This is a genomic window from Protaetiibacter larvae, assembly GCF_008365275.1.
GTDB lineage: Bacteria > Actinomycetota > Actinomycetes > Actinomycetales > Microbacteriaceae > Homoserinibacter > Homoserinibacter larvae.
Genome location: NZ_CP043504.1, coordinates 1,221,546 through 1,246,126 on the forward strand (window position 1 = coordinate 1,221,546; position 24,581 = coordinate 1,246,126).

The 24,581-nt window shown below is 71.1% G+C and carries 27 protein-coding genes and 1 tRNA gene; 13 read left to right on the forward strand and 15 right to left on the reverse strand.

The genetic code is table 11. The annotated features are described in order from the left end of the window. Nucleotides 1–26: 26 nt before the first annotated feature. From FLP23_RS05725 to FLP23_RS05740, 4 genes are read left to right on the forward strand one after another with little or no spacing between them, the layout of a single operon-like run. Nucleotides 27–545 (forward strand): FtsB family cell division protein, encoded by a 519-nt coding sequence (locus FLP23_RS05725; protein WP_246140074.1) that lies wholly within the window; start codon nt 27–29, stop codon nt 543–545. Then, complete coding sequence (locus tag FLP23_RS05730; RefSeq protein WP_149324974.1) at nt 542–1,060, forward strand: DUF501 domain-containing protein; 519 nt, start codon at nt 542–544, stop codon at nt 1,058–1,060. Before FLP23_RS05725 ends, FLP23_RS05730 begins: the two co-directional genes overlap by 4 nt. Continuing rightward, nucleotides 1,021–2,301 (forward strand): S8 family serine peptidase, encoded by a 1,281-nt coding sequence (locus FLP23_RS05735; protein WP_425468278.1) that lies wholly within the window; start codon nt 1,021–1,023, stop codon nt 2,299–2,301. The genes FLP23_RS05730 and FLP23_RS05735 overlap by 40 nt, the downstream gene beginning before the upstream one ends. Nucleotides 2,302–2,342: 41 nt before the next feature. After that, nucleotides 2,343–3,665, forward strand: a complete 1,323-nt coding sequence (locus tag FLP23_RS05740) for an NAD(P)/FAD-dependent oxidoreductase (RefSeq protein WP_149324975.1) — start codon at nt 2,343–2,345, stop codon at nt 3,663–3,665. A gap of 158 nt (nt 3,666–3,823) precedes the next feature. On the opposite strand, the gene FLP23_RS05745 is transcribed toward FLP23_RS05740, so the two are convergent. From FLP23_RS05745 to FLP23_RS05765, 5 genes are all read right to left on the reverse strand, one after another. Beyond that, a complete protein-coding gene (locus tag FLP23_RS05745) occupies nt 3,824–4,642 on the reverse strand; it encodes an ABC transporter permease (RefSeq protein ID WP_246140075.1) in 819 nt (272 codons plus the stop codon). Then, entirely contained in the window at nt 4,639–5,634 is a 996-nt protein-coding gene (locus FLP23_RS05750; RefSeq protein WP_149324976.1) for an ATP-binding cassette domain-containing protein, read from the reverse strand. The genes FLP23_RS05745 and FLP23_RS05750 overlap by 4 nt, the downstream gene beginning before the upstream one ends. Then, nucleotides 5,631–6,197: a Clp protease N-terminal domain-containing protein gene (locus FLP23_RS05755; protein WP_149324977.1), complete on the reverse strand. Its 567-nt coding sequence runs from the start codon at nt 6,195–6,197 to the stop codon at nt 5,631–5,633. The genes FLP23_RS05750 and FLP23_RS05755 overlap by 4 nt, the downstream gene beginning before the upstream one ends. Next, entirely contained in the window at nt 6,190–6,429 is a 240-nt protein-coding gene (locus tag FLP23_RS05760; protein ID WP_149324978.1) for a hypothetical protein, read from the reverse strand. The genes FLP23_RS05755 and FLP23_RS05760 overlap by 8 nt, the downstream gene beginning before the upstream one ends. Nucleotides 6,430–6,478: 49 nt before the next feature. Continuing rightward, nucleotides 6,479–6,552: transfer RNA gene (locus FLP23_RS05765), tRNA-Leu, on the reverse strand. 113 nt (nt 6,553–6,665) lie between these two features. Between FLP23_RS05765 and FLP23_RS05770 the strand changes: the two genes are divergently transcribed. Genes FLP23_RS05770 through FLP23_RS05785 form a run of 4 tightly spaced genes read left to right on the forward strand, consistent with a single transcriptional unit; the run spans nt 6,666 to nt 11,214 of the window. Further along, nucleotides 6,666–7,268 carry a TetR/AcrR family transcriptional regulator gene (locus FLP23_RS05770; protein ID WP_149324979.1) on the forward strand — a complete coding sequence of 201 codons (603 nt, stop codon included), beginning with the start codon at nt 6,666–6,668 and terminating at the stop codon, nt 7,266–7,268. 8 nt (nt 7,269–7,276) lie between these two features. Further along, entirely contained in the window at nt 7,277–8,623 is a 1,347-nt protein-coding gene (locus tag FLP23_RS05775; protein ID WP_342780022.1) for an MFS transporter, read from the forward strand. A 27-nt stretch (nt 8,624–8,650) separates the two neighbouring features. Beyond that, nucleotides 8,651–9,871, forward strand: coding sequence for an amino acid deaminase/aldolase (locus FLP23_RS12360; RefSeq protein ID WP_149324980.1), 1,221 nt, complete (start codon nt 8,651–8,653; stop codon nt 9,869–9,871). Beyond that, nucleotides 9,868–11,214: a D-arabinono-1,4-lactone oxidase gene (locus tag FLP23_RS05785; protein ID WP_246140077.1), complete on the forward strand. Its 1,347-nt coding sequence runs from the start codon at nt 9,868–9,870 to the stop codon at nt 11,212–11,214. Before FLP23_RS12360 ends, FLP23_RS05785 begins: the two co-directional genes overlap by 4 nt. A 361-nt stretch (nt 11,215–11,575) precedes the next feature. Here the strand turns inward: FLP23_RS05785 and FLP23_RS05790 are convergent, their stop codons facing one another. Continuing rightward, nucleotides 11,576–12,310 carry an ABC transporter permease gene (locus FLP23_RS05790; protein ID WP_149324982.1) on the reverse strand — a complete coding sequence of 245 codons (735 nt, stop codon included), beginning with the start codon at nt 12,308–12,310 and terminating at the stop codon, nt 11,576–11,578. Next, entirely contained in the window at nt 12,307–13,044 is a 738-nt protein-coding gene (locus FLP23_RS05795) for an ABC transporter ATP-binding protein (protein WP_149324983.1), read from the reverse strand. The genes FLP23_RS05790 and FLP23_RS05795 overlap by 4 nt, the downstream gene beginning before the upstream one ends. Nucleotides 13,045–13,106: 62 nt before the next feature. On the opposite strand from FLP23_RS05795, the gene FLP23_RS05800 reads away from it, so the two are divergent. Both FLP23_RS05800 and FLP23_RS05805 read left to right on the forward strand, forming a co-directional pair. Next, nucleotides 13,107–13,673: a LemA family protein gene (locus tag FLP23_RS05800; protein ID WP_149324984.1), complete on the forward strand. Its 567-nt coding sequence runs from the start codon at nt 13,107–13,109 to the stop codon at nt 13,671–13,673. Nucleotides 13,674–13,683: 10 nt separating this feature from the next. Next, on the forward strand, nt 13,684–14,580 hold the full coding sequence (locus FLP23_RS05805; protein WP_149324985.1) for a M48 family metallopeptidase: 897 nt from the start codon (nt 13,684–13,686) through the stop codon (nt 14,578–14,580). A 69-nt stretch (nt 14,581–14,649) separates the two neighbouring features. Here FLP23_RS05805 and FLP23_RS05810 read toward each other — a convergent pair whose 3' ends face one another. From FLP23_RS05810 to FLP23_RS05830, 5 genes are read right to left on the reverse strand one after another with little or no spacing between them, the layout of a single operon-like run. After that, nucleotides 14,650–15,861 carry a winged helix-turn-helix domain-containing protein gene (locus FLP23_RS05810; RefSeq protein ID WP_149324986.1) on the reverse strand — a complete coding sequence of 404 codons (1,212 nt, stop codon included), beginning with the start codon at nt 15,859–15,861 and terminating at the stop codon, nt 14,650–14,652. Nucleotides 15,862–15,900: 39 nt separating this feature from the next. Continuing rightward, nucleotides 15,901–16,998 carry an ABC transporter ATP-binding protein gene (locus FLP23_RS05815; protein ID WP_149324987.1) on the reverse strand — a complete coding sequence of 366 codons (1,098 nt, stop codon included), beginning with the start codon at nt 16,996–16,998 and terminating at the stop codon, nt 15,901–15,903. Further along, entirely contained in the window at nt 16,995–17,789 is a 795-nt protein-coding gene (locus FLP23_RS05820; RefSeq protein ID WP_149324988.1) for an ABC transporter permease, read from the reverse strand. The genes FLP23_RS05815 and FLP23_RS05820 overlap by 4 nt, the downstream gene beginning before the upstream one ends. Next, a complete protein-coding gene (locus FLP23_RS05825) occupies nt 17,786–18,703 on the reverse strand; it encodes an ABC transporter permease (RefSeq protein ID WP_425468279.1) in 918 nt (305 codons plus the stop codon). The genes FLP23_RS05820 and FLP23_RS05825 overlap by 4 nt, the downstream gene beginning before the upstream one ends. 14 nt (nt 18,704–18,717) lie before the next feature. After that, nucleotides 18,718–19,845, reverse strand: a complete 1,128-nt coding sequence (locus tag FLP23_RS05830) for an ABC transporter substrate-binding protein (protein WP_149324989.1) — start codon at nt 19,843–19,845, stop codon at nt 18,718–18,720. A gap of 177 nt (nt 19,846–20,022) precedes the next feature. Here FLP23_RS05830 and FLP23_RS05835 point away from each other — a divergent pair, with 177 nt between their 5' ends. Further along, entirely contained in the window at nt 20,023–21,216 is a 1,194-nt protein-coding gene (locus FLP23_RS05835; protein ID WP_246140078.1) for an AI-2E family transporter, read from the forward strand. Further along, nucleotides 21,173–22,444 carry a threonine ammonia-lyase gene (ilvA, locus tag FLP23_RS05840; protein WP_149324990.1) on the forward strand — a complete coding sequence of 424 codons (1,272 nt, stop codon included), beginning with the start codon at nt 21,173–21,175 and terminating at the stop codon, nt 22,442–22,444. Before FLP23_RS05835 ends, ilvA begins: the two co-directional genes overlap by 44 nt. Before the next feature lie 81 nt (nt 22,445–22,525). Here the strand turns inward: ilvA and greA are convergent, their stop codons facing one another. Further along, nucleotides 22,526–23,008, reverse strand: a complete 483-nt coding sequence (gene greA / locus FLP23_RS05845; protein WP_149324991.1) for a transcription elongation factor GreA — start codon at nt 23,006–23,008, stop codon at nt 22,526–22,528. Nucleotides 23,009–23,077: 69 nt separating this feature from the next. After that, nucleotides 23,078–23,476, reverse strand: coding sequence for a DUF4307 domain-containing protein (locus FLP23_RS05850; RefSeq protein WP_149324992.1), 399 nt, complete (start codon nt 23,474–23,476; stop codon nt 23,078–23,080). 58 nt (nt 23,477–23,534) lie between these two features. Here FLP23_RS05850 and FLP23_RS05855 point away from each other — a divergent pair, with 58 nt between their 5' ends. Next, entirely contained in the window at nt 23,535–23,774 is a 240-nt protein-coding gene (locus FLP23_RS05855) for a hypothetical protein (RefSeq protein WP_149324993.1), read from the forward strand. 73 nt (nt 23,775–23,847) lie between these two features. On the opposite strand, the gene trhA is transcribed toward FLP23_RS05855, so the two are convergent. After that, a complete protein-coding gene (gene trhA, locus FLP23_RS05860) occupies nt 23,848–24,543 on the reverse strand; it encodes a PAQR family membrane homeostasis protein TrhA (protein WP_149324994.1) in 696 nt (231 codons plus the stop codon). Nucleotides 24,544–24,581 lie beyond the last annotated feature (38 nt).

Genomic DNA, 24,581 nt, shown 5'->3' on the forward strand with positions numbered 1-24,581 from the left:
ACGTCGGGCCCGCTTAGCCTGGATCCATGCCCCGTCAGCCCCGCACCGAGCGCGTGCCCGTCATCATGGCGGAGCCCTCGCGCGGGGCGGCCTGGCTGCGCAACTTCCGGTTGTCGGGTTTCGCGTTGACGGTGCTGCTGCTCATCGTGGCCGCGCTCCTGGTGCTGGCCCCGCAGCTGAAGACGCTCGTGGAGCAGCGGCAGCAGATCGCGCAGGCCGAGCAGGCGGTGAAGGATGCGCAGGATCGGCTCGACGAGCTGGACGGCGAGGTGGCGCGGTGGAGCGACCCCGCGTACGTGGAGTCGCAGGCGCGCGACCGGCTGTACTACGTGTTCCCGGGCGATGACAGCTACCTCGTGATCGACGACTCCGCGGTCGCGACCTCCGCCGACGAGAGCCTGCCGATCAGCGACACCATCCAGTCCACCCGTGTGGACTGGATGACCGCGTTCCTGTCGTCGGTGTACTCGGCGGGGCTCACCGAGGCGCCGCCCCCCGCCGACGATCCGCTCATCCCGAGCCCCTCCGAGGGGGCCGCCGGATGACGCGCCCGCCGTTCGATCCGCCGACGGAGGCCGAGATCGCCGTGGTCTCCCGGCAGCTGGGGCGCCCCGCACGCGGGGTGATCGGGATCGCCGCGCGGTGCGTGTGCGGCAACCCGACGGTCGTGGCGACGCAGCCGCGGCTGCCCGACGGCACCCCGTTCCCGACCCTCTACTACCTCTCGCATCCGGGGGCGACGGCCGCGATGTCGACGCTCGAGGCCACGGGGGTGATGCCCGAGCTCGCGGAGCTGCTCGTGGATGAGGTGGCGGACGCCTACCGCGCCGCCCACCTCTCCTACCTGGCCGACCGGGAGAGCATCGAGGCGGTCCCCGAGATCGCGGGCTTCTCGGCGGGCGGGATGCCCGACCGGGTGAAGTGCCTGCACGCGCTCGCGGCGCACGCGCTCGCTGCCGGACCCGGGGTGAACCCGATCGGCGACGAGGCCCTCGCGCGCTCCTCGTGGTCGCCTGAGCGGTGCAGCTGCGCGGAGCCCGGCGCGGCACGCGGGGCCTGACGGTGCGGCGCGCCTCGCTCGCGGTCGCGGGAGTGCTCGTCGGGGCGACGGTGCTCGCCGGCGGGGTCGCCCCCGCGACGGCCGCGGGTTCCGACGTGGTGCGGGAGGCGCAGTACTGGCTCGACGCGTACGGCATCCGCTCCGCGTGGTCGGTGACGCGGGGCGCGGGCGTGACGATCGCCGTGATCGACACCGGGGTCGGCTCGCCGCCGGAACTGAGCGGCGCGGTCGTGGGCGGCACCGACTTCTCGGGCCTCGGCTCGGCGGACGGCCGCACCCCGGTCGGTCCGGATGGCGAGCACGGGACGCTCGTGGCATCGCTCGCGGCGGGGCGCGGCACGGGCGCGAACTCGGGTGTCATCGGCAGCGCGCCGGAGGCGTCCATCCTGGCGATCTCGATCGGCTTCGAGGGCGGCGACTCCGACGAGCAGATCGCGGGGGCGGTGCGCTGGGCGGTCGACCACGGCGCCGATGTGATCAACATGTCGCTCACCCGCAACACCCTCGACTGGCCGGAGAGCTGGGACGACGCCTTCGGCTACGCCAACGCGCACGATGTGGTCGTGCTCGCCGCGGCCGGCAATCGCGGGTCGGGGACGACCGAGGTGGGTGCCCCCGCGACGATGCCCGGCGTGCTCACGGTGGCCGGCGTCGACCGCGGCGGCACGACGAGCCACGACGCGTCCGCGCAGGGCGTGACGATCGGCGTCGCGGCCCCCAGCGAGGATCTGGTCGGTGCGATGCCGGACGGCAGCCATGTGCGCTGGAACGGCACGAGCGGCGCCACCCCCATCGTGGCGGGCGTCGTGGCGCTCGTGAAGGCCGCCCATCCCGAGCTCGACGCCGCCAACATCATCAACCGGATCACCTCGACCGCGCGGGACGCCGGCCCGGCCGGCCCCGATGTGTCGTACGGCTTCGGGCTGCTTGACGCCTACGCCGCCGTGACGGCGCCCGTGGCCGCGGTCGACGCCAACCCGATGGGGGATCTTGCGGAGTGGATCCGGGTGAACCGTCGCCAGGACGCCTCGACACCGCAGGTGGCGCCCGGCCCTGCGCCGGTCGAGCGTCCGCCCGTGCCGCCCGCCCCGAACGATCCGATCGGCACCCTGCTGCCGAGCGCGTTGCTGCTGCGCCAGGTGGGGGCGCCGCTGCTCGCCCTCCTGGTGATCGTGTTCCTCGTGGGCGGGGTGGTCTGGGGAGCGGTCAGAGCGTACGGACCGGCCGCCCGCAGGCGGTAGATTGGACTCGACTTTTTCCCCCAGCGAGGAGAACCCCCACGGTGCGCAAGATCCTGATCGTCGGCGGCGGCTACGCCGGCTTCTACACCGCCAAGAAGCTCGAGAAGCATCTGCGTCGCGGCGAGGCGGAGGTCACCATGGTCGACCCGCTGCCGTACATGACCTACCAGCCGTTCCTCCCGGAGGTCGCCGCCGGCGGCATCGAGCCGCGTCACGCGGTCGTGCCGCACCGCCGTCACCTGAAGCGCACCCACGTCGTCACGGCGAAGGTCACCCGGGTGGACCACGCCACCAAGACGGCCGTCATCACGCCGTCGGTGGGCGAGCCGTGGACGGTCGAGTACGACACCCTCGTGCTGACCGCCGGTGCCGTCTCGCGCACCTTCCCCATCCCGGGCGTCGCGGATGAGGCGATCGGCCTCAAGAACATCGAGGAGGCGATCGCCATCCGCGACCGTCTCACCCAGAACTTCGTGAAGGCGTCCAACCTGCCCGCCGGCCCGGAGCGCGATCGGCTGCTGACGGTGGTCGTCGTGGGCGGCGGCTTCGCCGGCATCGAGGTGCTCGGCGAGCTGCGTAGCTTCGCGAGCTCGCTCGTCGGCCAGTACGAGAACCTCTCGTTCGAGGACACCCACTTCCACCTCATCGAGGCGATGGGGCGCATCATGCCCGAGGTGTCGCTCAAGACGAGCCACTGGGTGCTCAAGAACCTCGCGGAGCGCGGTGACAACGTGCACCTCGACACCCAGCTGTCGAGCGCCACGGGCGGTGTCATCCAGCTCTCGACGGGCGAGAGCTTCGAGTCGGATCTCATCATCTGGACCGCCGGCGTCATGGCGAACCCGGTGGTGCGCACGACCGACCTGCCGATCGAGGAGCGCGGCCGCATCCGGGCGCGCGCCGACCTGCGCATCGTGGACGAGAACGGCGAGTTCGTGCCCGAGGCCTGGACCGCGGGCGACGTCGCCGCGGTCCCCGACCTCACGGGTGGCGGCGTGGGCGGCTTCTGCGTGCCCAACGCCCAGCACGCGGTGCGCCAGGGCAAGCTCCTCGCGAAGAACCTGGTGGCGGAGCTGCGCGGCGAGAGCCCGCGCGAGTACATCCACAAGAACGCGGGCGCGGTGGCCGGCATCGGCCTGTACCACGGCGTGTTCCAGAGCGGGAAGATCTCGATCAAGGGCTTCATCGCGTGGCTCATGCACCGTGGCTACCACGGCCTCGCGATCCCCATGTGGGAGCGCAAGGCGCGCGTGTTCAGCAACTGGATCATCAACTTCCTGTTCCGTCGCGACCTCGTCGGCATCCCGGCGCGCGATGTGCCGCGCGAGGCCTTCGAGACCTTCGCCTCGCGCCCCAAGGCGTAGTCGACCCGCACCGCGCACCCCCGCTGATCGAGTGCCGCGGCAAACCCCGCTGATCGGGTGTGCTGCTGCGCGGCTACTCGATCAGCGGGGTGTGCCGCTGCGCGGCTACTCGATCAGCGGGGTGTGCCGCTGCGCGGCTACTCGATCGGCGGGGTCCGCTACGCCTTGCGCATGTAGGCGCGCACGGCGAGCGGCGCGAACACCGCGACGATGACGGCGGCGCCGAGCAGCGTCCACCAGACGTCGACCGTCCAGGTGCCGTCGTTCGCGAGCCCGCGGAACGCCGTGATGAGGTGGGAGACGGGGTTCATCTCGGCCACCGGCCGCAGCCAGTCGGGCAGGGTGCTGGTGGGCACGAAGGCGTTCGAGAAGAACGTCAGCGGCATCATGATGAGCATCGCGATGCCCTGCACGGTGCCCGCGGTGCGGGCCTTCACGCCGAGCAGCGCCCAGATCCAGCTGACCGCCCATGCGGTGACGATCACGAGCACTGCGGCCACGAGCAGGCCCCATCCGCCGCCGGGACGCCAGCCGATGAGGAAGCCGACGAACATCGTGAGCCCGGTGATCACCGCGTAGCGGATGGTGTCGGTGAGCAGCGCGCCCGCGAGCGGGGCGATGCGCGCCATCGGCAGTGAGCGGAAGCGGTCGAAGACGCCCGTGTCCATGTCCTCCCGCAGCTGCGTGCCCGTCACGACGGAGGCCTGCACGACGCCCTGCACGACGATCGCGGGGATCAGCATGGGCAGGTAGGCCGTGACACCGCCGGCGATCGCACCGCCGAACAGGAACGCGAACATGAAGGTGAAGATGAACGGCACGAGCAGCACATCCGCCCACTGCTCGGGCGTGCGGCGCAGCCGGATGAGCGCGCGGTAGGCCATCGTGAAGGTCTGCGAGATGGTCTCGCGGACGCCGACGTGCTTGGTGAGGGTCGTCGGGAAGACGGCGGGCTTGGTCTGGATGAGGGCGGTCACGCCGCCACCTCCTCGGGGATGGGGGTCTCGTCGCGTTCGGACGCGTCGTGGCCGGTGATGGTGAGGAACACCTCGTCGAGCGTGGGCTTCTCGACGCTCACCTCGGTGAGGCGGATGCCCTGCTCGCGGAAGGCGATGAGCAGGTCGGTGACCCGTTCGGGGTCGGCCATGGGGGCCGTGATGCGCGCCTGCTCGGGGGTGAGGGTGCCATGCACGCCGAGCACGCGCTCGATCGTGGCGAGGGCGGCCTCGGGCTGCGAGCCTTCGTCGAGGCGCAACTGCAGGGAGGCGGTGCCGACGAGGCCCTTGAGGTGGTCGGCGGTGCCTTCGGCGACCACCTTGCCGCTGTCGATGACGGCGATCCGGTTGGCGAGCTGGTCGGCCTCGTCGAGGTACTGGGTGGTGAGCAGCACGGTGGAGCCGTTCGCAACGAGGTCGCGGATGACATCCCACATCTGCCCGCGGGTGCGCGGGTCGAGGCCCGTGGTGGGCTCGTCGAGGAAGATGAGCGGCGGCTGCGAGATGAGGCTCGAGGCGAGGTCGAGGCGCCGGCGCATGCCGCCGGAGTACTTGCCGACGGGGCGTCTGGCGGCTTCGGCGAGGCCGAACGATTCGAGCAGTTCGAGGCCCTTGCGCTTGGCTTCGCGGTGTCCGAGGCCGAGCAGGCGGCCGAAGACGATCATGTTCTCGAGTCCCGAGACCTTCTCGTCGACGGAGGCGTACTGGCCGGTGACGCCGATGAGCTGGCGCACGACGTTGGGTTCCGCCACGACGTCGTGCCCGAAGATGCGGGCGGTGCCGGCGTCGGGGGTGAGCAGGGTGGCGAGCATGGAGATCGTGGTCGTCTTGCCGGCGCCGTTGGGGCCGAGCACGCCGTACACGATGCCGGGCTCGACGCGCAGGTCGACGCCGTCGACGGCGCGGTTGCTGCCGAAGACCTTGACGAGTCCTTCGGCGTCGATCGCGTACTCACGCGATGCGAGGGTGGTCACTGGGTGTTGTCCTTTCGTGGGGAGGTGAGCGCCGCGTCGAGCGCGGCAAGAAGTTCGTGACGGTCGAATCCGCCGCGGACGAGGGCGCGCGGCACGGTGCCGAGCTCGGCGGAGAGGATGCCGCGCACGAGTTCGAGGTCCATGGTGCGCGGGCGTCCGCCGCGGGAGGCGCGCGCGTTGCGGGAGGCGCGCTCCCAGGCGTCCTTCGCGGAGGATCCGAAGCGCGGGCGTCCGCCGCGCACCCGGGGGGCGGCGGTCAGCCGGGCCGGTTCGGGCAGTCGGACGCCGACGGCGGCGAGGGTGTGCTCGCGTTCCTTGGCGAGCGCATCCGTGAAGGCCTCGTAGTTGAGCCCGAGTGGTCCGAGCAGGGTGGTGGCCTTGCCGCGCCGGTCGAAGAGGAAGGCGAGCAGCAGGTGCTCGGCCTCGACGTTGGGGGCGCCGCGGTTGGTGGCTTCGAGGGAGGCGACCCCGAAGAGCGCGCCGAAGTCGGCACGGACGATCGGATCGCCGCCGAGTTCGTGACGCGGGTCGCCGTGGTGGGCGCTGCGGGTGGCGTCAGACATTCCTTCTCCTCCGGAGTTCGAGGTCGATCGATGCGACGCGCTGCAGGTGCTTCTTGTGCACCGCCTGGCGGGTGACGCCCAGGCCTTCGGCGATCTGGCCCCAGCCCCAGCCGGCGCGCAGGGCGCGTTCGACGGCGGAGTCTTCGAGCTGGTCGGCGAGGGCGCGGAGGGCCACGACGGCGGCGAGGTCGTCGGCGATCGGGTCATCGGGATCGATGGCGCGCGGGTTCATGCACGCAACATTAGTTGCTAATTCGCGATTACGCAACTTAAGTTGCTCGTGCCCTCGCTGGGACTCGAACCCAGACTGAGGCGATTTTAAGTCGCCTGCCTCTGCCGATTGGGCTACGAGGGCGTGCGCCCATTCTGCCTGGATCGCCCCACCTCAACGGGGGGATTGGTGTCTGAGTCGCGCGTCTGGGACACTTGACCCACTCCGGGGGACTCGTCGACGAGAAGGGGGTCGGAATGACGCGCATGCCCGCGACCGAACGACGTGCCGCGCTCGCGCGAGCCGCACTCGTGGTCGTCGACCGTGACGGCGTACACGCCGCCACGACCCGCGCGATCGTCGCCGAGGCGGCCATGCCCCTCGCGAGCTTCCACTACGCCGTCCCCTCCCGCGACGAGCTGCTGCGCGACGTCGTCGAGCTCGTCGTCGACGACGAGTCGGATGCCGCCCTCGCGGGCCTGCTCGCCGAGGCCGTCGACGTGCGCGACGCCATCCGCCGCACCCTCACCGCCTACCTCGACCACGTGCGGCTCGCCCCGGGCCGAGAGCAGGCCATGTTCGAGCTCACCCAATACGCACTGCGCACCCCCGAGCTCGCCGACCTGCCGGCCGAGCAGTACGGCCGCTACCACGCGACCGCCGCGACCCTGCTCACCGCCGCCGAGGCCCACCTCGGCATCCGGTGGGTCGTCCCCGTCGCCGCACTCGCCCGCCTCATCGTGACCCTCACCGACGGCATCACCCTCGCCTGGCTCGCCGACCGCGACGACGCCGCAGCCGAGAACACCATCGACCTCGCGACCGACGCCCTCGCGCCCTTCGCCCAGCCCGCCCCCTGATCGCGCCGATCCCCACCACAGGAGACCAGATGACCACGTCCGAGATCACCGCGAAGGCGAGCTCCGCCGCCTTCGCCGAGCCGCAGCGCGCCGTCACCGGCGCCTGGATCGCCGCCTTCGCCGCCGCCTGGCTCGGGGTCTGGATGGCGCAGCTCGGCCCCTTCCAGGTGCTGCTTCCCGTGCAGGTGGAGGAGGTGCTGCCGACCGCGAGCGAGCACTGGACCGAGTCGGTCATGGCCTTCGGCATCATCTCCGGCATCGCCGGCATCTGCGCCATCATCGCCTTCCCGGTCACGGGCGCGCTCTCCGACCGCACCACCTCGAGGCTCGGCCGTCGCCGCCCCTGGGTGATCGGCGGCGCCGTGCTGTTCGCCGTCTCGCTCGTGGCGCTGAGCTTCCAGACCTCGATCGTGGGCGTCGGCGTCTTCTGGTCGCTCGTGATCACGGGCTTCTGCATCCTCGCCTCGGCGCTCACCGCCCTCATCTCCGACCAGGTGCCGGTGCGCCAGCGCGGCTTCGTGTCGGGCTGGATGTCGGCGCCGCAGGCGGTCGGCATCATCCTCGGCGTGCTGCTGGTCACCGAGGTGCTCGTCGTGAGCGTGCTCGGCCCGCTCGTCACCGGCATCTTCACCGAGCGCTTCTACGGCTACACCGCCCTCGCCGTGCTGCTGCTCGCGCTGCAGCTGCCGATCCTGGCCGTCGCGAAGGAGATCCCGCTCGAGAAGGCGCACCGTCAGCGCTTCTCCTTCCTCGGGATGCTGCGCGGCATGTGGATCTCGCCGCGGAAGCACCCCGACTTCGCCTGGACCCTGACCAGCCGCGTGCTCGTCAACACCGGCAACGCGCTCGGCACCGGCCTGCTGCTGTACTACCTGGCCTACGGCCTCGAGATCGGCATCGACGACGCCGAGGAGGCGCTGCTGCCGCTCATCGTCGTGTACCTGATCGGCGTCGTCATCTCCGCGCTCATCGTGGGCTACCTCTCCGACCGTCTCGCCCGCCGCAAGATCTTCGTCATCTGGGGCGCCCTCTCGCAGGCCGTCGCCGCCTTCGTGCTCGTCTTCGTGACGAGCTACGAGGCCACCTTCGTGGCCGGCGCGCTGCTCGGCCTCGGCTACGGCGCCTTCCTCGCCGTCGACCAGGCGCTCGCCACCCAGGTGCTGCCCGACCCGCACGACCGCGGCAAGGACCTCGGCATCATGAACATCGCCTTCCAGGTGCCGCAGGCCCTTGCGCCGCTGCTCGGCGCCCTCGTGGTGGTGTCGCTCGAGGGCTTCCGCGGGCTCTTCATGCTCGCCGCCCTGGCCGCCGCGATCGGCGCAGCCGTCGTGGGCCTCGTGCGCGACGTCAAGTGACCGGCCCGCAGTGATCAGGAACCCCGCATGAGCTTCACCCTCGCACCCCAGAGCAACCGGCCGTGGCAGACGCCCGCGGAGTGGTGGCCGCGCCTGGCGTCGGCCACGGCCGGTGTCGAACCGCCCTACGGCGTCATCGCCGTCGAGGCGCTCGCCGCCAACGCGCATGCCATGCTCGAGCGCGCCCAAGGCACCACGATCCGCGTCGCGAGCAAGTCGGTGCGCGTGCGGTCGGTGCTGGATGCCGTGCTCGCCCTGCCCGGCTACCGCGGCATCCTCGCCTACACGCTCTCGGAGGCGCTGTGGCTCGCGGAGACGCACGAGGACGTCGTGGTCGGCTACCCGACCGCCGACCACCTCTCGATCGCCAAGCTCGCCTCCGACGAGAAGCTCGCCTCCCGCGTCACCCTCATGGTCGACTCGCTCAAGCATCTCGACCTCGTCGACAGCATCGCGCCGCCGTCGCAGCGCGCCACCATCCGGCTGTGCCTCGAACTCGATGCCTCCTACCGCAACCCCGTCCTCGGGCACGTCGGGGTGCGCCGCTCGCCCGTGCACGAGCCCGTCGAGGCCGGGTCGCTCGCCGCCGCGATCGCCCAGCGGCCCGGCTTCCGCCTCGTCGGGATGATGGCCTACGAGGCGCAGATCGCGGGCGTCGGCAATGCGGGGCTCGGCAACGTCGCCATCCGTGCGATGCAGAAGGCCTCCGCGAGCGAGCTGCGCGAGCGCCGCGGTGCCGCCGTCGAGGCGGTGCGCAAGGTGGCCGAGCTCGAGTTCGTGAACGGGGGAGGCACGGGCTCGCTCGAGTCGACCCACGACGATCCCGCCGTCACCGAGATCGCGGCAGGCTCGGGGCTCTTCGGCCCCCTGCTGTTCGACGGCTACGAGCACTTCCAGCCCGCGCCCGCCGCCTCCTTCGCGATGAGCGTCGTGCGCCGCCCCACCGCCGACATCGCCACCGTGCTTGGCGGCGGATGGATCGCGTCGGGCCCCCCGGGCGAGGATCGCCTGCCGCGCCCCGTCTGGCCCGAAGGCCTCAAATACGTGGCTCGCGAGGCCGCGGGCGAGGTGCAGACGCCCGTACAGGGCGACGCCGCACGCGAGCTGCGCATCGGCGACCGGGTGTGGTTCCGCCACGTGAAGGCGGGGGAGCTCTCCGAGCATCTCAACGAGTTCCTGCTCGTCGAGGGCGACCGCATCATCGACCGCGTGCCCACCTACCGGGGAGAGGGCAAGGCGTTCCTGTGACCGCGACGGCATCCGATCGGACCACCGAGGCGCGTCTGCGCGCCTCCGGCCCCTGGCGCAACTGGGGCCGCACCGAGTCGTCCCGCCCCACGTTCCGCGCATCCCCCACGAGCACGGCCGAGGTCCAGGCGCTCGTGCGCCTCGCGCGGGAGCGGGGTCTGCCGCTCAAGGTGGTGGGCGCCGGCCACAGCTTCACCTCGATCGCCGCGACCGACGGCATCCTCGTGGACCTCGACCGGATGCAGGGGGTGCGCGCCGTCGATGCCGCGACCGGGCGGGTGACCCTCGCCGCGGGCACGCGGCTGCACCAGCTGCCCGAGCTGCTCGCGCCGTACGGCCTCGCCCTGCAGAACATGGGCGACATCGACCGGCAGTCGATCGCCGGCGCCACCTCCACCGGGACCCACGGCACGGGCGGCCGATTCGGCGGACTCGCGACGACGATCACGGGGGCCGTCATCGTCACCGGCGACGGCTCGATCCTCGAGCTCGACGCCGCCACCAACGCCTCCCTGCTGCCCGCCGTGCGGCTCGGTCTCGGCGCGCTCGGGGTGCTCGTCGAGCTCACCATCCAGTGCGTGCCCGCGTACCTGCTGCGCGCGGTCGAGCATCCCGAGCCCTTCGCGGTCATCGACGAGTTCGCGGCCCGCGTGGAGACGGCCGACCACTTCGAGCTGTACTGGTGGCCGCACACCGACCGCGTGATGACGAAGACCAACACCCGGCTGCCGCTCGAGGCGGGGCGCGCCCCGGTCGGTCCGGTCGCGAACTGGGTGGAGGAGCGCCTCATGTCGAACGGCGCGCTCTCGCTCATGTGCAACATCGGGCATGTGCTGCCGGCGGCGACCCCCGCCATCAACCGCTTCGCGACCCGCGTCTACGGCGACCGCGAATACGTCGACCACTCCTACGAGGTGTTCACGGCGCCCCGCAACACGCGGTTCCGCGAGATGGAGTACGCGCTGCCGCTCGAGGCGGTGCCGGCGGCGCTGCGCGAACTGCGGGCCATGATCGAGGACTCCGGGTGGCGCATCTCGTTCCCCGTCGAGGTGCGGGCCGCCGCCGCGGACGACAACTGGATGTCGACCGCCTACGGCCGCGAGACCGGCTACATCGCGGTGCACCGCTACGTGCGGGACGACCCGGAGCGCTACTTCCGCGCGGCCGAGCAGATCTTCCTGGCCCACGGCGGTCGACCGCACTGGGGCAAGATGCACTACCTCGACCACGAGGAGTTCGCGGCGCGCTACCCGCGCTTCGGCGACTTCCTCGGCGTGCGCAACCGGCTGGATCCCGACCGGGTCTTCCAGAATCCGTACCTGGAGCGCGTCCTCGGGCGATAGCCCTCGCCGAGGCCCCCTGCGGCCCACCCCGGCTCCCCATCCCCGTCTCCGCATCCCCGTCTCCGCATCCCCGTCTCCGCATCCCCGTCTCCGCATCCCCTTCTCCGCATCCAAGCGCCCGTCTCCGCCCCAGAAATGCAGGAGTCTCGCGCAGAGGTGCCTCAGAAATGCAGGAGAAAACCGCACACGGGTGCACGGAACGCCGAAGGTCCGGGGGCTCTCGCCAGATTCTCCTGCATTTCTGGGGTGCCGCTCCTGCATTTCTGGGGCGGAGACGGGCGCGCGGATGGGGGTGAGGGCGGATGCCGGTGCGGGCGTGCGGGTGCGGATGAGTATGCGGGCGGGTGGACGCGGGCGGTGACTACCGCGTGCGGCGGCGGAGGGTGAGGGCCGCCAGCACGAGCGCGCCGAGGGCGAAGGCCGCCACCACGAGCACGTCGCCGAGCACGTCTCCCGTGGCATCCGCCTCCGCGCTCACCCGGGTGAGCGCGTCGATGGAGTACGACAGCGGCAGCCAGTCGGAGATCGCCTGCAGCGCATCCGGCATCGCCTCGCGCGGCAGGAAGATGCCGCCGAGCAGCACCTGCGGCGCCACGATGACGGGCATGAACTGCACCACCTGGAACTCCGTGGCGGCGAAGGCGCTCGCGAGCAGCCCGAGCATCGTGCCGAGCAGCCCGTTGACGGCGGCCACGAGCACGAGCAGCCACACGCCGCCCGCCACGTCGAGCCCGCACACCCACACCGCCCAGGCGACCGCGACGAGCGCCTGCAGGATGGCGATCGCCCCGAAGGCGATCGCGTAGCCGCCGATCAGGTCGCCTTTGCCGAGCGGCATCACGAGCAGCCGCTCGAGGGTGCCGGAGCGGCGCTCGCGGAGGGTGGTGATGCTCGTCACGAGGAACATCACGATGAACGGGAACAGCCCCAGCATCGCCGGCCCCACCTGGCCGAACACGGGGGTGTCGTCGAAGATCCAGGCGAGCAGGCCGATGAGCAGGGCGGGCACGACGAGCAGCATCCCGATGGTGCGGGGGTCGTGCCGGATCTGGGTGAGCACACGGCCGGCGGTCGCGAGGGTGAGCCGCGGGGTCACGCCGCGCGCTCCTGGGCGGCGGCGCGCTCGAGCAGCACGAGGAAGGCCTCGTCGTGGTCGAGGGTCCCGGTGGCCGCGAGCAGCCCGTCGGGGGTGTCGTCGGCGATCACCCGACCCTCCCGCACGAGCACGAGACGGTCGCAGCGGCGGGCCTCGTCCATGACGTGACTCGAGACGAGCAGGGTCGTCCCGGATGCCGCGAGTCGCCCGAACAGCGCCCACAGTTCCTTGCGCAGCAGCGGGTCGAGGCCCACGGTGGGTTCGTCGAGCACGAGCAGCTTCGGGGTGCCGAGCAGCGCGATCCCGAGCGAGACCCGGCTGCGCTGCCCGCCGGAGAGCCGCGACGCGAGCGTTCGGCGCACCGAGTCGAGCCCGAGCTCCGCGGCGACGCGGTCGAGATCGGATGCCGGCGCGCCGAGCACCCGACGGAAGTAGTCGAGGTTCTGCTCGACGGTGAGGTCGTCGTAGATGGCGGCCGACTGCGCCATGTAGCCGATCTCGCGGCGGAGGGCGCGATGACCGGCGGGCCGCCCGAGCACCTGCACGGTTCCGGCGGCGGTGCGCTGGGCGCCGATGACGGCCCGCATGAGCGTCGTCTTGCCCGAGCCGCTCGGGCCGAGCAGGCCCACCACCTGGCCGGCGGGGATGCGCAGCTCGATCCCGTGCAGGATCTGCGTTCGCCCGCGGCGCACCGTGAGTCCGTCGGCGACGATCGCATCCGCACGAGACGTCATGGCTCGCAGCCTAGAGCGAACTCACGGCTTCACGGATGTGCGCTCACCCTATGATGCGGGGTATGGAGTTGTGGATCATCCTCGGAATCATCGTCCTGCTCGTCGTCATCATCGGCATCTACCTGTGGTCGACGTACAACGGACTCGTCAGGCTCAACGTGCGCGTCGACGAGGCCTGGAGCGACATCACGGTGCAGCTGAAGCGCCGCGCCGACCTGATCCCCAACCTCATCGAGACCGTCAAGGGCTACGCGGCGCACGAGAAGGGCGTCTTCGAGGCCGTCACGAAGGCACGCGCCGAGACCCTCAGCGCGCAGACCCCCGGCGAGGCGTCGGTCGCCGAGAACCACCTGCAGTCGGCCCTCAAGTCGATCTTCGCGGTCGCCGAGGCCTATCCCCAGCTGCAGGCCAGCCAGAACTTCCTGCAGCTGCAGGCCGAGCTCGTCGACACCGAGGACAAGATCCAGGCCTCGCGCCGGTTCTACAACGGCGGCGTCCGCGAGCTGAACACCAAGATCAAGATCTTCCCCAACACGCTCTTCGTGCGCGGCCTCGGCTTCACCGAGCGCGAGTTCTTCGAGGTCGACGAGCCGGCCGCGATCGCTGAACCGCCGCGCGTCCAGTTCTGAGGAACGCCTTCTGTATTCCGCAATCGCCAAGAACAAGCGCAACACCGTCTTCATCATCGCGCTGTTCCTGATCATCATCGGTGCGCTCGGCGCGCTGTCCGCGTACATCGCGAACAACTGGACGATCGCCATCGTCACGATCGTGATCGCGGCGGTGTACGCCCTCATCCAGTACTTCGCGGCGACCGCCGAGACCCTCGCGCTCACGGGTGCGCGGGAGATCCGGAAGGTCGACAACCCGCGGCTGTATCGGATCGTCGAGAACCTCGCGATCACCGAGGGCCTGCCGATGCCGAAGGTGTACATCATCAACGACCCGGCGCCCAACGCCTTCGCGACCGGGCGCGACCCGCAGCACGCGGTGGTCGCGGCGACGACCGGCATCCTCGAGATCATGGATGACGCCGAGCTCGAGGGTGTCATGGCCCACGAGCTGGGGCACGTCAAGAACTACGACATCCGGGTCTCGCTCGTGGTGTTCGGGCTCGTCATCGCGGTCGGCCTCATCGCCGACATCGTGTTGCGCATCTCGATCTTCGGCGGGGGACGCGGGCGGTCGAACAGCAACAACGGCGGCCCCGCCGCGCTCGTGCTGCTCGTGATCGGGCTCGCGGCGGCGATCCTCGCGCCGATCATCGCCGCCGTCGTGCAGGCGGCCGTGTCCCGCCAGCGCGAGTACCTCGCGGATGCGACGGGCGCCATGACGACGCGCCACCCGGAGGCGCTCGCGCGGGCGCTCGAGAAGCTCAAGGTCTACGGTCGCCCGGTCGCTCGCAACAACTCCTCGATGTCGCACCTGTGGATCGCGGATCCCAGCAAGCCCGGGTTCATGCAGCGCCTCTTCGCGACGCACCCGCCGCTCGACGACCGCATCGCGCGCCTGCGCAACAACGCCACCCGCTTCTGATCCCGCGAGATGTCAGCTGCTGCACTTTTTGGGCCGATTTCCTGCAACTTCTGACATCTCGCGGGATGGTCAGAGCGGAAGGGGCGGGGTGTTGAACTCGGCGGCGAGGGAGCGGGCGAGGGTGCCGCGGTCCACCACCTCGAGCCCGCCGAGGTTCTGCCACGCGGCGAGCTCCCGCAGCGCGGGCACGACGCGCTCGGCCACCGCATCCGGCACCCCGTCCTCGCGCCAGGCGGACTGCACCCGCAGCACGCCGCGCTGGCGGTCGTTCTTGAGGTCGATGCGCCCCACGAGCGCCTCGTCGACGAGCACGGGCAGCGTGTAGTAGCCGTACCGGCGCTTCGGTGCGGGGGTGTAGATCTCGATGCGGTAGTGGAACCCGAACATCCGCAGCGCCCGCTCGCGCTCCCACACCACGGGGTCGAACGGCGAGAGCAGCGCGGCCGCCTCGATGCGGCGCGGGATGCGCGCGTCGCGGTGCAGGTAGGCCGGCTTCCTCCAGCCCGGCACCGTCACCTCGTGCACGACCCCCTCGTCGACGAGCCGTTGCAGCGCCGGCTTCGCGTCGACCGTCTTGAGGCGGTAGTAGTCGGCGAGATCGGAGAGCGTGCCGATGCCGTGCGCGCGCGCCGAACGCTCCATGAGGGCGTGCACAGCCTCCGCGCGCGGCACCTCGCGGGTGTGGACGGCCGGATCGAGCACCTGCTCGGGCAGCGCGTAGATGCGCTCGAAACGGGTGCGGCCGCCCGACACCACCTCGCCGACCCGGAACATCCGCTCGAGCCCGCGCTTCACCTCGTCCCACTCCCACCAGCTGCCGCGGCGGGGCGCGTTCGCATCCCGCTCGATCGCGGACGCCGGCAGCGGCCCCTTCTCGGCGAGCTCGGCGCGCAGCCAGGCGAGGGTGTCGGCGTGGGCGGCCAGCCACGGGTCGCCGTCGCCGGCGAAGTACGCCCGGTAGTCGTCCATCCGCCACCGGAACAGCGGCCAATCGCTCGTGGGGATGAGCGCCGCCTCGTGCGCCCAGTACTCCCGGTAGGGGCCGCGGCGGGCGAAGGTGAGCCTGTCGAGGAGCGCCTTGTCGTAGGAGCCGAGCCGCGCGAACACCGGCAGGTAGTGGCTGCGCTCGAGCACATTGACCGAGTCGAGCTGCAGCAGCCCCAGGCGCTCGAGCAGCAGGTTTAGCTGCCGGGTTCCCACCGCATCCGGCCGCGGTCGCCCGAAGCCCTGTGCCGCGAGCGCGATGCGGCGGGCGGCGGCGGGGGAGATGGTGTCGGCCACCCGAGTGACCCTACTGCCCGCCACAGACGACGGGGAGCGTCAGGCCGACGGCCGCACCGACACGGGCTCCGGGTCGATCGTGATGCGCACCCGGTCGTCGTATTCGACCCGCTCCGAGGCCGGATGCTGCAGCCGCACCATGGTGCCGTCCGCGGTGCGCACGAGGGTGCGGCGGAAGCTTCCGAGGAAGGTGCTCTCCTGCACGCTCGCCTCGATCCCCCCGGACGCCACGATCCTCACGTTCTCGGGCCGGATGAACACCTCCACCTGGCCGGTGACCGGGGCTCCGGCCACGGGGAGCGCGACATCCCAGACGCGCACCGTCGCGCCCTCGCCGACCCCCGCGACGAGGCTCGAGAGGCCCACAAACGCGGCCACACCCGGCGTCGCGGGGCGCAGGTAGAGCTCTTCGGGAGTGCCGATCTGCTCGATCCGGCCCGCATTCATGACCGCGATCCGGTCGGAGACGGCGAGTGCCTCCTCCTGATCGTGGGTGACGAACACCGTGGTGATGCCGAGACGCAGCTGGATGCGGCGGATCTCGTCCCGCAGCTGCACGCGCACCTTCGCGTCGAGTGCCGAGAGCGGCTCGTCGAGCAGCAGCACGCGCGGCTCGGTGACGAGCGCGCGGGCGAGCGCCACCCGCTGCTGCTGTCCGCCCGAGAGCTGATGCGGGAAACGGTCCGCCAGGTGGTCGAGTCCGACGAGGGCGAGGGCGTCGGACGCCCGCCGTTGCGCCTCGGCGCGCGCCACCTTGCGACGCAGCAGTCCGAAGGCCGTGTTGTCGATCACCCGCAGGTGCGGGAACAGCGAATACGACTGGAACACCATGCCGATGTCGCGCTTGTTGGTGGGCACCCCCGAGACGTCGGTGCCGCCGAGCAGCACCGCACCGCCGTTCGCCTGCTCGAGCCCGGCGAGCACCCGCAGGGCGGTCGTCTTGCCGCATCCCGAGGGGCCGAGCAGCGAGACGAACTCGCCGGGTGCGATGTCGAGGTCGAGACCGTGCAGCACGCGGGTGGACCCGTAGTCCTTGACGATGCCGCGGAACTGCACGCGCGTGCCGCTGCCGGCGTCCGCGAGCAGGGAGTTCTCCGAGGTGGAGGGCAGGGGGCGTACGGAGCTGGGCGAGGTCACGATCCGGCCTTTCCGGTGCGGGCGCGTCCCGCGAGTCCGATGACGATGAGCAGCGCGAAGGCGAGAGCCAGCGCGAGGAGGGTGAACACGGCGGCCGCGTACCCGTCGGTGTTCTTCACGACCACGAGCGCCGTCTGGAAGACCTGGCGGTTCAGCAGCGACGCGATCGTGAACTCGCCGAGCACGACCGCGACCGAGATGAGGGAAGCGGCCAGCAGGCCGGTCCGCAGATTGGGGGCGATGACGCGCAGCACGACGGTGCCCCAGCCGGAGCCCAGCGACCGCGCGGCCTCGGCGAGGGTGCGGACGTCGACGGCGTCGATGGAGGCCTGGATGGCGCGGTAGGCGAACGGCAGCACGGTGATGCCGTAGGCGAAGGCGAGCGTCCAGGCGCCCGTGCCGAGCGCCCGCCCGATCTGCAGGTAGATGGGCGCCAGACCCACGACGAGCACGATCGCGGGGATCGAGATGGGCAGCAGCACGAGGAACTCGAACCCGGAGCGCAGCTTCGGGAACCGCAGGTGCACGAGGATCATGGTCGGCGCCAGCACGAACAGCACGATCGCCACGGTCACCACCGAGAGCACGATCGAGTTCCCGAGACCCACCCAGATGGGTGCGTAGGTGGACGCCTTGGCCGGGTCGAACAGGTTCGTCCAGTGCACGAGGGAGAAGCCGTCGTCGTCGCGCAGCGTGTAGAGGAAGGTCGACAGCAGCGGGATCGCGAAGAACGCCCCGACGACGATGCCGATGATCCAGCGGGTGAGGCGCGAGGGGGCGAGGCCGTTCATGCCTGCCACCTCGCGGCTCGGCGCTGGATGAGCGAGTAGAGCCACATGACGACCCCCACGACGACGATCATGCCGAGGGCGAGTGCCCCGGCGAGGTTCTCCCGGCCGAGCACGGTCTCGCTCGTCAAGGCCGTGCGGATCTGCAGCGGAACGATCTGCGAGCCCTGGCTCGCGAGCGCAGCGGCGGTCGCGTACGACGAGAAGGCGTTCGCGAACAGCAGGAGGGTGCAGGCGAGGAACGAGGGCGCGAGCACCGGGAACCCGATCCGCAGCCAGAACGAGGATCGCGTGCCGCCGAGGGTCAGGTTGGCTTCGGCCCACTGGGGCTTGAGCGCCGAGAGCGCCGGCATGAAGGTGATGACCATGAGCGGGATCTGGAAGAAGACGTAGGGGAGGATGAGTCCCGGCAGCTCGTAGATCCAGGGGCCGTCGGCGAAGATGTCGATGCCGGCGCCGAGCAGCAGCTGCGTGACGACGCCCTTCAGCCCGATCGTGGCGATGAAGGCGAAGGCGAGCATGACCCCGCCGAACTGGGCGAACACCCCGGCGGCGGCGTCGACGGCCGTGCGGATGCCGCCCGTCTCCGAGAGTCCGAGCATCGCGTAGCAGACGAGGGCTCCGAACACCGCGCCGAGCACGGCCGTCAGCAGCGACAGCCAGGTGGAGCTCCAGAAGGTGGCGAGGATCACCGGGTCGCCGAGCGCGCCGAGGTTGTCGAGGGTGAAGGCGCCGTCCGCGTCGAACAGGCCGGAGGCGAGCGCGAGCACCGTGGGGAGGGCGAGGAACACGACCACGTAGGCGGCGAACGGCACGAGCCCCAGCCACGCGAGCAGGCGCGACGCGCCCCGACGGGGCGGAGCGGTCGGCTCCACCCCGTCGAGGGTTGCGGTTCGATCCGGTTGCGGATCGCTCACCACGGTCGCGTTGTTCACTGAACCGCGGCCGCCCACTTCTCGCCGAGCAGGGTGCCGGCGGCCGTGGACTGCGCCTCGGACGGCACGACGACGGTCGTCGGTGCGGCGGGGAGCGCTGCCGCGGCGTCCGCGTCGATCGTCCCGGCGGCGGTCATGGCCTCCATGCGCGCGGGGCGGGCGCCGCCCTTGAGCCACAGGTTCTGACCCTCGTCGCTGTACAGGAACTCCTGCCAGAGCCGTGCGGCAGCCGGGTGCGGGGCGTTCTTGTTGACGGCCTGGTTGTAGTAGCCCGCGTAGCCGGTGCCGGGGAACACCCGCACCTTCCATGCCTTGTTGTCGGCGACGTGCGTCGCGTTGAGGTAGTCCCAGTCGAAGACGACGGGGGTCTCGCCGCTCGCGATGGTGGCGCTCGTCACGTCGAGCTTCAGCATGTTGCCGGCCTTGTTGAGCTCGCTGAAGAAGTCGATGCCGGGCTGGAAGTCGTCGAGGTCTCCGCCCGACTGCACGGTCGCGAGCCCGACGGCCGCGAAGGCCGCGCCGGCCTGGGTCGGGTCGCCGTTGATGGCGACCGAGGCCTTGTAGTCCGATCCGAGCAGGTCGTCGAGGCTCTCCGGCTCCGGGAACTTGGACGAGTCGTAGCCGATCGACATGTACCCGCCGTAGTCGCCGACGAACAGTCCCGTCGACTCCTTCAGCGCGTCGGGGATGTCGTCCCAGGTCTGCACCTTGTAGGGCGCGAACACGTCGGTGTTCTGCAGGGCGACGGTGAGGCCGAGGTCGAAGACGTCGGGGGCGGTGTCGAGCCCCTCGTTGGTCTTGGCGGCCTGGATCTCTTCGGCGCTGGAGATGTCGGGCGAGGACTCGTTGACCGTGATCTCGGGGTACTTGGCCTTGAAGGCGTCGATGACCGCGCCGTAGTTGGCCCAGTCGCGGGGGAGCGCGATGACGTTGAGCGCGCCCTCCTTCTTGGCGGCGGCCTCGAGGTCGGCGAAGGTGCCGAAGTCGGCGACGCTCGTCGCGGTCGCCGCCTTGCTGTCGCCGGCGGCGGGGGCGTCGCCCGCGCACGCGGTGAGCGCGAGGGTCGCCGCCGCGACGACGGCGAGGCCGGCGCCCAGGCGGGGGGTGCGGAGAAGGGTTGTCATGGGGATGCTGTTCCTCTCGGTGGGTTCGCGCCGCGGCGCGGGTCGCGGGTGACGCGACGAACGCGACCGTATGCACGCCCGGTGACGGAAACGCCCGGCCGGGGTGAACAGCGCATGCTGTCGCGGTGACCAGCGGGTGTCCCCTTCGCGGAATACGCCCGCGCCTACACTGGTTCCGTGGCCTTCGGATTCCGCAGCGATCGTGCTCGCGACGAGGAGGCGCGCCGCCAGGTCGACGCCCACGTCGCCGACTCCGTGGCGCCCGGGATGCGGATCGCCGCCGCCTGGTCGTGGCGCGTGCTCGTCGTGGCCGGGGTCGTGGCGCTCGTGCTGTTCCTCGTCGTGCAGTTGCGCTACATCGTCGTGCCCCTCCTGGTGGCGATGCTGCTCGCGGCGCTGCTCGTGCCGTTCTCGAACTGGCTGCAGCGGCACCGCTGGCCGAGGTGGCTCGCGATCGCCGTGAGCGAGGTCGGCATCCTCGCGATCCTCACGGGCCTCATCTGGCTCACGGTGCGCACCATCATCAGCGGCTACCCGGCGCTCGTCGACCAGACGCTGCTGCGCTGGGAGGATCTCAAGCAGTTCCTCCTCGATTCGCCCCTGCACCTCTCCGCCGACGACATCAACGCCTGGGCGGAGGGCTTCCTCGAGAGCCTGCGTGCCGACACGAGCGCCCTCTGGTCGAGCGCGCTCGCCTTCGGCTCGGGGCTCGGCCACTTCCTGGCCGGGCTGCTGCTCGTGCTCTTCGCGACCCTGTTCATCCTCATCGACGGCCGCGGCATCTGGAACTGGATCGTGCGGCTCTTCCCGCGCAACGCCCGCGCCGCGCTCGTCGGCGGGGGTGAGGCCGGCTGGATCACCCTCTCGACCTTCGTGCGCGTGCAGGTGCTCGTGGCCTTCATCGACGCCGTCGGCATCGGGCTCGGCGCCTTCATCCTGGGGCTGTTCTACGGTGGTTTCCCGCTCGTGATCCCGATCGCGATCGTCGTGTTCCTCGGCTCCTTCATCCCCGTCGTCGGCGCGGTCGTCTCGGGGGCGATCGCGGTGTTCGTCGCGCTCGTGTTCATGGGGCCGTGGCAGGCCTTCGTGATGCTGCTCATCGTGATCGGCGTGCAGCAGCTCGAAGGCCACGTGCTGCAGCCCTTCCTGGTCGGCAACGCCGTCAAGATCCACCCGCTCGCGGTCGTCATCGTGGTCGCGGCCGGCGGATTCCTCGCCGGGATCCCGGGGGCGCTGTTCGCGGTTCCGCTCGCCGCCACCCTCAACGCGATCATCGGCTACATCGCCCGCGGCGACTGGCGCACCCACCCGCATCCGAGTGTCGCGGATGTCATCCCCCCGACGAGAGGCCGAACCGCCCGTGACCGCTGAGCTGCCCGGACCCTCCCTCGCCGAGATCCGTGCCGCGCGCGAGCGCGCGTCCGCGGTCGCCGTCGTCACCCCGATGGACGAGTCGCGCTTCCTCTCCGACATCCTCGGGCAGCCCGTGCACCTCAAGGCCGAGAGCCTGCAGCGCACCGGTTCGTACAAGATCCGCGGTGCCTACAACCGGCTCTCCCAGCTGACCGAGGAGGAGCGCGCCCGGGGCGTCGTGGCGGCGTCCGCCGGCAACCACGCGCAGGGGGTGGCGCTCGCGGCGCGCGAGCTGGGCATCGCCGCGACGATCTTCATGCCGCTCGGCGTGGCCCTGCCGAAGCTGCAGGCCACCCGCAACTACGGTGCCGAGGTGATCCTGCACGGGCATGTCGTCGACGAGACCCTGCAGGCGGCCGCCGAGTTCGCGGAGCGCACGGGGGCCGTCATCATTCCGCCGTTCGACCATCCGGATGTGGTGGCGGGGCAGGGCGGGCTGGCGCTCGAGATCCTCGAGCAGCTTCCCGAGGTGGCGAACGTCATCGTGCCGATCGGCGGGGGCGGGCTCATCGCGGGGGTCGCCTCGGCCTTCGCCCAGCTGGAGCCGGAGCTGGGGCGGCGGGTGACCGTGATCGGCGTGCAGGCGGAGAACGCGGCCGCGTACCCGCCGTCGCTCGCCGCGGGCGAGCTCGTCTCGGTGACGACCGCGCCGACGATCGCCGACGGCATCGCCGTGGGGCGCCCGGGCGCGCTCAACTTCGCGATCATCCGCGAGGCGGTGGACCGCGTCGTCACCGTCGGCGACGACGACACCGCCCGCGCGCTCGTCGTGCTGCTCGAGCGCGCGAAGCTCGTGGTCGAGCCGGCGGGCGCCGTGGGCGTCGCGGCGGTGCTCACCGAGCAGATCGACGTCGACGGCCCCACCGTGATCCTGCTGTCGGGCGGCAACATCGACCCCATGGTCATGGAGCGGGTGATCAGCCGCGGCCTCGCCGCCTCGCACCGCTACCTGAAGGTCAACATCCCGCTGCCGGACCGCCCGGGGCAGTTGGCCCGGATCGCCGAGATCATCGCCGAGGCGAACGCCAACGTCGTCGAGGTGCTGCACACCCGGCACGGCTACGGGCTGCTCATCAGCGAGGTCGAGATCGAGATCCACATGGAGACCCGCGGCGCGGAGCACGCCGAACTCGTGCTGCGCCGCCTGCGCGACGCCGGCTACCGGCCGCGCGTCGACCCGGTCTGACTCTCTCCCCGAAAGTACGTGCTTCTGGGCCCTCAACCCCGGGAAACACCCCAGAAGCGCGTACTTTCGGGGAGACGGGGCTCAGCCGGTGTAGGTCTCCACGGCGACGATCCGCACCGTGATCTGCTTGCCCGAGGGTGCGGCGTAGCTGGTCTCCTGACCGATCTCGAGGCCCAGGATCGCCTGTCCGAGCGGGCTCGTGGCGGGGTAGACGTCGAGGTCGGAGCCGTCGGCGATCTCGCGGCTGCCGAGCAGGAAGGTGCTGTCGTCGCCGGCGATGTTCGCCGTCACCACGGTGCCCACCTCGACGACGCCGTGGCTCTCCGGCGGCTCGCCGATGGTCGCGGTGCGCAGCAGCTCGGTGAGCTGACGGATGCGCGCCTCGATCTTGCCCTGCTCGTCCTTGGCGGCGTGGTAGCCGCCGTTCTCCTTGAGGTCGCCCTCCTCACGGGCCGCCTCGATCTTCTTCGCGATGTCGACCCGCGCAGGACCCTCCAGCTCGGCGAGCTCCGCCTTGAGGCGCTCAGCGGACTCCGGGGTCAGCCACGTCGTGGTCTCGGCCATCGATGCTCCTTACAAACAATCGAGACCGGCACTCGGCCGGTCTCTGCAGGGTGTTGCGTTCGGGCCAGCCTAGGTCAGCCAGCATCGGTAGATCAACCCGCTCACGGCAGGCTCGCTCGTGCGCAGCGTCGTCGAGAGCCTCCGGCTGGTCGCCGTCGACGGCTCCACCTCGACGACCTTCCAGCCGACCACCGCGTGCTTCTCGCTGACCGCCTTCACCGCGCACGACACCGCCGATCCGGCGGGCGCGGTCAGCTCCCAGCGCACCTCGACCGAGCTCGGCGAGGTGGCCTCGAAACCGATGTCGTTGGTGTCGAGGGATGCCGCGGGGCCGAGCAGCCCCACCCAGATCACCCACGCGATCACGACCACCGCCACGCCGACGCCCGCGAGGATCGCGAGCAGGCGCAGGCGCGCCCGACGGCCGGGCGTCCGCCCGTACCTCGCGTCGAGTTCGCTCGCGGTCATGACTGCTCCTTGCGCCGATTACGCTGGAACCAGGCTATTCGGTTCGGGAAGGGCGACAGTGCTGCGGATCCTCTGGGCGGCGACCCCCAGCCCCACCCCGACCCTGCCCTTCGACGAGAACCTCGTGACACCGGGCGTCGTCGGCTTCTTCGTGACGCTCGGCCTCATCCTCGCCACGATCGTCATCATCATCGACATGAACCGGCGCACGCGTCGCGTCCGCTACCGTGCCGAGATCGCCGAGCGGCTGGATGCCGAGGAGGCCGCCGCGGAGTCCGCCCCGCGCGACGACGACTGACTCTCGACTCCGCTGTGTGCGCACTCGGTTCGCCGGGCGCACGCGCGCGGCCGGCGAACCGGCGCGCCGCGGACTATCGCGGCGCCAACACGATCAGCAGGATCGCGGTCCAGTGGCACAGGAACGCGATCACCGTGCAGGCGTGGAACAGCTCGTGGAATCCGAACACGCCGGGGATCGGGTTCGGCCGCTTGAGCGCGTAGAACACGGCCCCCGTCGTGTAGGCCACGCCGCCCACCAGCACGAGCACCATCATCGCCACGTTCGCGTTCACGAGGTCGACGACGTACATCATCGCCGCCCAGCCGAGGGCGACGTACAGCGGCACGTACAGCCAGCGCGGGGCCTTCAGCCAGAAGATCCGGAAGCCGATCCCGAGCAGCGCACCTCCCCAGACGAGCGACAGCAGCACGACGGCCTTGTCGGCGGGCAGCGCGCACACCGCGAGCGGGGTGTAGGTGCCGGCGATGAGCAGGAAGATGTTGGAGTGGTCGAGGCGCCGGAACACCGCCTTCACCTTGGGTGACCAGTTGAAGCGGTGGTAGGTCGCCGAGATGCCGAACAGCAGGAGCGAGCTGGCCATGAACACGGCGGACGCCCACTTCGCGGCGGCTCCGTCGGCGAGGCAGATGAGCACGATGCCGAGGGCGATCGCGAGAGGGAAGGTTCCGGCGTGAAGCCAGCCGCGCCAGGTGGGCTTGGTCTCGACCGGGGGATGGTCGAGTTCGTCCTCGAGCAGCGGCAGCTTCGGAAGGCCCGCTGCAGTCATGGCGCGATCCTATGGGCGCGACGTGCGCGCAGCCTGGG

Excerpts from the sequence above, each read along its gene's own strand:
- FLP23_RS05725 (WP_246140074.1), top strand. The coding sequence starts at position 27 with ATGCCCCGTCAGCCCCGCACCGAGCGCGTGCCCGTCATCATGGCGGAG.
- FLP23_RS05730 (WP_149324974.1), top strand. The coding sequence starts at position 542 with ATGACGCGCCCGCCGTTCGATCCGCCGACGGAGGCCGAGATCGCCGTG.
- FLP23_RS05755 (WP_149324977.1), bottom strand. The coding sequence starts at position 6,197 with ATGTCTGACGCCACCCGCAGCGCCCACCACGGCGACCCGCGTCACGAA.
- FLP23_RS05760 (WP_149324978.1), bottom strand. The coding sequence starts at position 6,429 with ATGAACCCGCGCGCCATCGATCCCGATGACCCGATCGCCGACGACCTC.
- FLP23_RS05770 (WP_149324979.1), top strand. The coding sequence starts at position 6,666 with ATGACGCGCATGCCCGCGACCGAACGACGTGCCGCGCTCGCGCGAGCC.
- FLP23_RS12360 (WP_149324980.1), top strand. The coding sequence starts at position 8,651 with ATGAGCTTCACCCTCGCACCCCAGAGCAACCGGCCGTGGCAGACGCCC.
- FLP23_RS05795 (WP_149324983.1), bottom strand. The coding sequence starts at position 13,044 with ATGACGTCTCGTGCGGATGCGATCGTCGCCGACGGACTCACGGTGCGC.
- FLP23_RS05800 (WP_149324984.1), top strand. The coding sequence starts at position 13,107 with ATGGAGTTGTGGATCATCCTCGGAATCATCGTCCTGCTCGTCGTCATC.
- FLP23_RS05820 (WP_149324988.1), bottom strand. The coding sequence starts at position 17,789 with ATGAACGGCCTCGCCCCCTCGCGCCTCACCCGCTGGATCATCGGCATC.
- FLP23_RS05830 (WP_149324989.1), bottom strand. The coding sequence starts at position 19,845 with ATGACAACCCTTCTCCGCACCCCCCGCCTGGGCGCCGGCCTCGCCGTC.
- ilvA (WP_149324990.1), top strand. The coding sequence starts at position 21,173 with ATGTCATCCCCCCGACGAGAGGCCGAACCGCCCGTGACCGCTGAGCTG.
- greA (WP_149324991.1), bottom strand. The coding sequence starts at position 23,008 with ATGGCCGAGACCACGACGTGGCTGACCCCGGAGTCCGCTGAGCGCCTC.
- FLP23_RS05850 (WP_149324992.1), bottom strand. The coding sequence starts at position 23,476 with ATGACCGCGAGCGAACTCGACGCGAGGTACGGGCGGACGCCCGGCCGT.
- trhA (WP_149324994.1), bottom strand. The coding sequence starts at position 24,543 with ATGACTGCAGCGGGCCTTCCGAAGCTGCCGCTGCTCGAGGACGAACTC.